Annotated in this window: 8 protein-coding genes and 2 pseudogenes; 6 read left to right on the forward strand and 4 right to left on the reverse strand. The window is 71.0% G+C overall.

What is annotated here, in order from left to right; translation table 11 throughout:
• A partial coding sequence (locus VXC91_RS40585) for a 1-aminocyclopropane-1-carboxylate deaminase/D-cysteine desulfhydrase (RefSeq protein ID WP_329512382.1) occupies positions 1–920 on the reverse strand: 920 nt, incomplete at its 3' end.
• Between the two features lie 25 nt (positions 921–945).
• Positions 946–1282, reverse strand: a pseudogene (locus VXC91_RS40590) (N-acetylmuramoyl-L-alanine amidase); the annotation flags it as partial.
• 321 nt (positions 1283–1603) lie between these two features.
• Here VXC91_RS40590 and VXC91_RS40595 point away from each other — a divergent pair.
• The 3 genes and pseudogenes from VXC91_RS40595 to VXC91_RS40605 form a co-directional block, all read left to right on the forward strand.
• Positions 1604–2355: pseudogene (locus tag VXC91_RS40595) on the forward strand (cyclic nucleotide-binding domain-containing protein); the annotation flags it as partial.
• 119 nt (positions 2356–2474) lie between these two features.
• Positions 2475–3071: a GNAT family N-acetyltransferase gene (locus tag VXC91_RS40600; RefSeq protein WP_329512383.1), complete on the forward strand. Its 597-nt coding sequence runs from the start codon at positions 2475–2477 to the stop codon at positions 3069–3071.
• A 234-nt stretch (positions 3072–3305) separates the two neighbouring features.
• Positions 3306–3653, forward strand: a complete 348-nt coding sequence (locus VXC91_RS40605; protein ID WP_329512389.1) for a DUF952 domain-containing protein — start codon at positions 3306–3308, stop codon at positions 3651–3653.
• A 335-nt stretch (positions 3654–3988) separates the two neighbouring features.
• On the opposite strand, the gene sodN is transcribed toward VXC91_RS40605, so the two are convergent.
• The gene (gene sodN / locus VXC91_RS40610) at positions 3989–4384 is read right to left on the reverse strand and encodes a superoxide dismutase, Ni (RefSeq protein WP_329512384.1); all 396 of its coding nucleotides are present in this window, start codon (positions 4382–4384) and stop codon (positions 3989–3991) included.
• A gap of 145 nt (positions 4385–4529) precedes the next feature.
• Between sodN and sodX the strand changes: the two genes are divergently transcribed.
• Positions 4530–4964: a nickel-type superoxide dismutase maturation protease gene (gene sodX, locus VXC91_RS40615; RefSeq protein ID WP_329512385.1), complete on the forward strand. Its 435-nt coding sequence runs from the start codon at positions 4530–4532 to the stop codon at positions 4962–4964.
• On the opposite strand, the gene VXC91_RS40620 is transcribed toward sodX, so the two are convergent.
• Entirely contained in the window at positions 4868–5497 is a 630-nt protein-coding gene (locus tag VXC91_RS40620; protein WP_329512386.1) for a CGNR zinc finger domain-containing protein, read from the reverse strand. The genes sodX and VXC91_RS40620 overlap by 97 nt on opposite strands.
• Before the next feature lie 90 nt (positions 5498–5587).
• On the opposite strand from VXC91_RS40620, the gene VXC91_RS40625 reads away from it, so the two are divergent.
• Positions 5588–6352 (forward strand): class I SAM-dependent methyltransferase, encoded by a 765-nt coding sequence (locus tag VXC91_RS40625; protein ID WP_329512387.1) that lies wholly within the window; start codon positions 5588–5590, stop codon positions 6350–6352.
• Positions 6353–6651: 299 nt separating this feature from the next.
• Positions 6652–7008: a hypothetical protein gene (locus tag VXC91_RS40630; RefSeq protein WP_329512388.1), complete on the forward strand. Its 357-nt coding sequence runs from the start codon at positions 6652–6654 to the stop codon at positions 7006–7008.
• Positions 7009–7116: the final 108 nt, after the last annotated feature.

A 7116-nucleotide genomic window follows, 5' to 3' on the forward strand; every position in this document is an offset into this window, starting at 1 on the left:
GCGAAGGGCGTCCCTGTGATCACCGCGGCCAGCGTGGTCCCGCGTGTGAAGGCGCCCTGCTCGGCCAAGGCGACAAGTCCATACAGCAGCTTGGCGACATAGAGACGTTCCACGGGCAAGCCGTGACGGGCCCCGAAGTCGTCGGCGAAGGCCTCGAGTTCGGCCGGTGTGCGGGCATAACCGCCGAAATGGAAACGGGTGTCGAGGGACCAGTCACCGCGGCGGGCGCCGAAGGCCCTCCTCTGCAGGGCCGCTGTGTCGGCGGTCAGGAAGTCGCCCTTGAGCACCGGTATCCCCAGCGCCCGCTGGCCGGGAGCGAGGCCGGCGGCCAGCCCGGCCAGTGTGCCCCCGGTGCCGCAGGCGACCGCGATCACGTCCGCCCGGCCGCGCAGTTCCTCGCCGAGGGCCCGGCAGCCGTGGACGGCGAGTGAATTGCTGCCGCCCTCCGGCACCACATAGGCGTCCTGCGCGCCCGTCGCCCGCAGGATGCCGGCCAGGGTCTCCGGCTCCGACGTGCGGCGGTACGTCGACCTGTCGACGAAATGCAGCCGCATGCCGTCGGCGGCGCATCGGGCGAGGGAGGGGTTGAGCGGGCGGTCGGCCAGCTCCTGGCCGCGGACCACCCCGATCGTGTCCGTCCCCAGCAGCCGGCCCGCGGCGGCCGTCGCCCGCAGATGGTTGGAGTAGGCGCCGCCGAAGGTGAGCAGCGTGCGGCCGGCCGCGGCACGGAGGTTCGGCGCGAGCTTGCGCCACTTGTTGCCCACCAGGTCCGGGTGGATCAGATCGTCCCGCTTGAGCAGCAGCCGGACACCATGCTGCGCGAAGCGCTCGTCCTCGACCTCCTGCAACGGAGACGGCAGGCTCGGTCGCAGCGCCGCCGCCCGGAGCGCTTCGGGGTGCGGTACATCGGGGCTGGTCACCCCGTCATTGTCGGACACCGGGCGCAGGCCGTGCCGCGTGGCCTGTGCCGGCCGGTGTCACGTCGTCGTCGCCGAGGCCGGCGTGGTCGGCGCGACTGTGGCCCACCAGGTGCACCACACCGTCCTTGGTGAGCACACCGCGGCACAGCGGTCCCGGCCGCCCCGCCCTCCCGTCGCGGCAGTGCGACACCGTCCGCTCGCCGCCCGAGGTCGCCCTGTGGTGGATCACGACCCCGTGGACCGGGCCCTGGGGAGCCCCTGTGGTTGCGGTTGTGGTGCTCCCGGGCGCCGACCTCGACGCCGGTGACGCCCTCCGCCCCGAGCCGGTCCAGGAGAGTGCCCGCAGCCATGGGTTGGGCCACCGCCGCTTCCTTCACGCTGTGTGACGGCCACCGGTCGCGTCCGCCTCATAGGGCTGCTCGTACCGGCGCCCGCGGCACCCGCACCAGCCGTTCGCACGGCGTGCGAGCCGATCCGGTCAGGAACTGATGTGCCGACGATCGGACCGGCGGACCAGGAGGTTCCCGCCCGTGTCGTCCCCGCCGGGACCGGCCGCCGCACGGCGCCCCGTGTGCCCGGGGCCACGTTGATCCATTCCCGCTCTTTTGGGTAATGGCACGGGCACGCTCCGTGCTGAAGGCTTGTTCCCGCAGATCACGGCATGATCGGGAGGGGCAATCTCTATGTCGGTAGGCGAAGAGGTCCATGCGGAGGAGAACAGGCCGCAGCAGAGTCTCGGCACCGCGGCCCACGGAACCTGGCCACCACCACCAAGTCGGCACCCCAGATGCAGGAGATCAGCTCACGGTGGCTGCTGCGCATGCTGCCGTGGGTGGACGTACAGGGTGGTACGTACCGTGTGAACCGCCGCCTGACCTACTCGGTGGGCGACGGCCGCGTGACGTTCGTGAAGACGGGCGACCAGGTCACGGTCGTCCCCGCCGAGCTGGGCGAGCTGCCCGCCCTGCGCGCGTACGAGGACCTCGAGGTGCTCGGCGAACTCGCCCGACGGTGCCAGCAGCGGAGGTTCGCGCCAGGAGACGTGCTCGCCGAGTTCGGCAGCCAGGCCGACGAGGTGTTCCTCCTCGCGCACGGCAGGGTCGAGAAGCTCGGTACAGGACCCTACGGGGACGACGCGGTGCTCGGGGTGCTCGCCGACGGTGCCTACTTCGGCGAACAGGCCCTGCTCGACCCGGACGCCATCTGGGAGTACACGGCTCGCGCGGTCACCGCCTGCACGGTGCTGACCCTGCCCCGCCGGGACGTCGAGCAGATCGCCGAGCGCACCGGGTCGCTGCGCGAACACCTCCGGCAGCAGCGTTCGGTCCCCGCGCAACGCACCAACAAATACGGCGAGAGGGAGATCGGCCTCGCCGCGGGCCACAGCGGCGAACCGGACATCCCGCACACCTTCGTCGACTACGAAGCCGCGCCCAGCTTGTGTCACGGAGGCCCGCTTCGTCTTCGGCGTACCCCTTCCGCTCGGCGGCCCGATGGCGATCGATAGTCTCAACTCTCGTAAGCTCACAGCTGGTTGGGACAAGGGGCAGGCAGATGGGCGTGGCGATCCGGCCGGCGGGCCGGGACGACAGGGGGCTGGTCGTCCGGCTGCTGGACGAGGCGTTCCGGGACGATCCGGTCAGCAGCTGGGTCTTTCCGGACGAGAAGCACCGGCGTACGACGCACCACAGGCTGATGGCCGCGTTCACCGACATCGTGCTCGCCGAGGGACGCATCGATGTGACCGAGGACGGCACGGCGTGCGCGCTGTGGCTGTCCGTGCCCGCCGGCGACCACTCCGGGGAGGAGGGCGAGGACGACGCCGTGCGGTTGCGCGAGGCGGTCGACCCGGAGAACGAACGGGTCGAACGGATCGCGCGGCTGATGGCCGAGTCGCACCCTGCGGACCGGGCCCACGAGTACCTCTGGATGATCGGCGTGGCGCCCGGTCGCCAGGGCGAAGGCCTGGGCACCGCGCTCGTCCAGCGGGTCCTCGACCGCTGCGACCGCGAGGGGCTGCCCGCCTATCTGGAGGCGAGCAGCGCTCGCAGCACCAGGCTGTACGAACGCCTGGGGTTCGCCTTCAACGGACCCACCCTCGACCTTCCTGACGGCCTCCGGATGTGGCCGATGTGGCGCGATCCGCGCTGAACCGGCACGTGGGGAGCGCACGTCCGGTGCCCGCCCTACCCTGAGTGCATGGGCAGCGAGGACAAGGTGTGTCCGTTGTGCGGGCAGCGCGTCGCCACGGTGGTACGGCGGCACAAGACGCTGGGCGCCTTCGTCCCCGTCTGGCGCCCGGGCCCCTGCCGGAACCCGGAGTGTCCGGAGTACGTGGCGCCGGGGACCAATGTCCCGTACACGGCCTCGCCCAGGGGCGGCGGTATGCACGAACCACTTCTGCATCTCACCGAGCGCTCGTTGTGGGAGGCGGCGCGCCTGACCGGCAGCTACGAGATGTCGACCCGCGGCCGCACCCTTCAGGAGGAGGGTTTCATCCACTGCTCACTGCGCCACCAGGTCCCGCTCGTGGCACGCCGGGTGTACGGGGAGCACGCCGGGTCCGGCGAACTGGTCCTCCTCGTCATCGATCCGCAGCGTCTGACGGTCCCCGTGCGGTACGAGGCCGCGCAGCTCGGCGGCGAGGAGTTCCCGCACGTGTACGGGCCGATACCGGTGTCCGCCGTGGTGGACGTGGAGGTCTGGGGCCGTGGGGAGGCGGCGCAGGACTGAGCGCGGCGGAGGGTGGCGCGGGGTGCGGCCGTCGGGGGATCGGGGCCCGGGACGGGTCCGAGACGTCACGCCGGAGCCGCGCCCGCGGAGTGGGCCCGCGCAGGGCCCGGGCGGTTCCGGCCGGCTCACCCTGGACACCGAGGCTGTCGACACCGCCGCCGTGCCGCTCGCGGGCGTCACACGGGACGGGGACGCGCCCGCCGAGGTCGCCGGCTGAGGCGAGGCCCGGCGGGAACGAGCAGGGCCCGGCCGATGATTCGGCCGGGCCCTGCGAACAGCCGCTGACCCGCGAGGGTGCACCGCTCGCCGGTCTACGCGGGCAGAAGGACCGGTGATCAGGCCTTCTTGGTCTCCCAGAAGATCTTGTCGATCTGGGCGATGTAGTCCAGCGCCTTCTGGCCGGTCGCCGGGTCCTTCGACGCCTTGGCGGCCGAGAGGGCCTTCAGGGCGTCGTTGACCAGCTGGTGCAGCTCCGGGTACTTCTCGAAGTGCGGGGCCTTGAAGTAGTCGCTCCACAGCACCGAGACGTGGTGCTTGGCGAGCTCGGCGCGCTGCTCCTTGATGACGGTGGCGCGAGCCTGGAAGTGCGGGTCGTCGTTGGCGGCCATCTTTTCCTGCACGGCCTTCACCGACTCCGCCTCGATGCGAGCCTGGGCCGGGTCGTATACGCCGCAGGGCAGGTCGCAGTGGGCGCTGACCTTGACCTTGGGGGCAAACAGGCGGGAGAGCATGAAGCTGTCCTTCCTCGTGATCGTCTTCTCAGGTGGGACATTACTCCGTAGGGGACGGGTTTTCGCGAGTGCCCCCGTGGGCTTACCTCGAAAGTCCAGGGTGAGACTGGGACTGGTGGAGGATCGGACCGGGGAGGTGCCGGCGATGCCGGAGCTGTCACAGGAGATCGAGCGTACGAGGACCTTGCTGCCGTTCGGCGCGGCCGAGGTGACGGGACCGTCCATGGTGCCCACGCTGCGGCACGGGGACCGGCTGCTCGTCCAGTACGGGGCACGCGTCCGGCCGGGTGACGTGATCGTCCTGCGGCACCCCTTCCAGCAGGACCTGCTGGTCGTCAAGCGCGCCGTGCAGCTCCGTGAAAGTGGCTGGTGGGTGCTCGGGGACAATCCGTACGCGGGTGGGGACAGCACCGACTACGGCGCCGTTCCCGAGGACCTCGTCCTCGGGAGGGTGCGGCTGCGGTACCGGCCGCTCAAGGCGGGTCAGCGCTCGCCCTTCGCACTCGCGCGCTGGGCGCTCTCCGCGGCCAGGCTCGTACTCTCGGACCGGTCGGCCTCCAGGCGCTTGCGCGCGCGGTAGGCGGCCACGTTCGCGCGCGTGGCACAGCGGTCCGAGCAGTACCGCCGGGAGCGGTTCGTCGAGGTGTCGAGGTAGGCGTTGCGGCAGGGGGCCGCCTCGCACAGGCCCAGGCGGTCCACGCCGTAGGCGGTGAGGTGGAAGGCGAGCCCCATCGTGGCGATCGCCGCGTAGCCCGCTGTGGCGTTCGACGGGTGATCCGCGAGGTGCATGTGCCACAGCGGGCGGCCGTCGTCGTCCCGGTAGTCGTGCCCGGAGATCTGCGGGCTCACCGGGAACTCCAGGAGCAGCGAGTTCAGCAGGTCCACCGCGAGTGTCTCGTCGCCGGAGTCCGCCGCCTCGAAGACCGCGCGGAGGCGGGCCCTGACCGAGCGGAACCGGGTCACGTCCGCGTCGGTGGCGCGGCGGGCCGCCGACTGGTTGACCCCGAAGAGGTCGCGGACGGCCTCCACCGAGGTGAGCGAGTCCTTCCCCCGGGCCGGCTCCTCGCTGTTCACGAGACGTACGGCGTAGTCCGAGTAATAGGCCAGTTCCACTTGTAGTCCTTACGGAGGCGCTCTATGGTCGTGGGGTGGTCGGGTAACAGATGGACGTGCTTCCAGGGTATTACGTGGTGGAGGGCAGCGATGGCGGACACGGACACGACGGCGACCGACTGGCACGCCTGGCAGGAGAGCTGGGACCGCCAGCAGGAGTGGTACATGCCCGACCGCGAGGAACGTTTCCGGATCATGCTCGACATGATGGAGGCCTTCGTCGGCACCGAACCCCGCGTACTCGACCTCGCGTGCGGCACGGGCAGCATCACCGCCCGGCTGCTCGCCCGCTTCCCGGGGGCCACCAGCACCGGTGTCGACCTCGATCCCGCGCTGCTCACCATCGCCCGCGGCACGTTCGAGGGCGACGACCGCGTCTCCTTCGTCGAGGCCGACCTCAAGGACCCCGCCTGGCCCGCCCGCCTGCCGCACGGCGCGTACGACGCGGTTCTCACCGCCACGGCCCTCCACTGGCTGCGCACCGGAGCCCTCGAGGCCCTCTACGGTCAGGTGGCGGAACTCGTCCGCTACGGCGGCGTCTTCATGAACGCCGACCACATGATCGACGACGCCACCCCCCGCATCAACGCGGCCGAGAGTGCTCAGCGGCACGCCCGCATGGACCGGGCCATGCGGGGCGGGGCCCTGGACTGGGCGGAGTGGTGGCAGTCGGCCGCGAAGGATCCAGCCCTGGCCGTACCCACCGCCCGTCGCTTCGAGATCTACGGCGCCCACGCCGACGGCGAGATGCCCTCCGTCGCCTGGCATGCGCGCGTACTGCGCGAGAAGGGTTTCGCCGAGGCCCGTCCGGTGTGGCGCTCGCCGTCGGACACCCTGCTGCTCGCGCTGAAGTAGGTTCGACCGCCTGTCGTCGGAACCTCGTACGGGCCCCTGGCGGGGCGCCGGGGCGGGCCGCACCGGCGGTCGGACGCCCCCGCGTGCCGGTCGCGGCGCACGGGGGCGGCGTGCCGACGGATCCCTCAACCCGGGGGCCAGGGCGGGCAGTTCGTCGGCCTTCCGCGGACTTGAATCCCTTGATCCCTACCGGCGTACTCGGTAGTGTCGCTGCGCGGATTCGAATACGCGTTCGCGATGTTGCGCGCTCACTGCACCGGGGCTGACCTCCCTGGGAGCGTGCCTGAGAAGGGGGAAGTATGCGCAGCAAGCTGCTCGGTGTCCTGGCACCTGCTGTTCTCACCGCTGCGGTGATCGTTCCGTTCAGTGCCGGCACGGCTTCGGCCGATCCGCCGTGCGCCGAGGACGTGTACGGCAAGAAGGTCTATTCGGGAAGCCAGGAGGCCTACCGGATCGACGTGACGACGAATCGTTGCAACCGGCCGACCAGGGCGATGGCGAAGTGTGCGGCTCTGGGCGGATCCGGCATCAACTACGGCCCCTCCGTCACGCACGGAACCAGCCGGACGGACTTCTGCGCCCGGGGTTCCGAGATGGTGAACGAGGGATGGCAGGTCTACTACAACGGCAGGTGGAACGATCGCTGGGTGGGCTGAACCCCAGCGGGACGACGAACTCCTGAGCCGCTGAAGAGGCGCCGTCGGCCGTCCTCCGCCGCGCAATGACAGTGGGCCCCAAGTCCGTCAGGACCTGGGGCCCACTCC

Source organism: Streptomyces chiangmaiensis (assembly GCF_036281785.1).
GTDB lineage: Bacteria > Actinomycetota > Actinomycetes > Streptomycetales > Streptomycetaceae > Streptomyces > Streptomyces chiangmaiensis.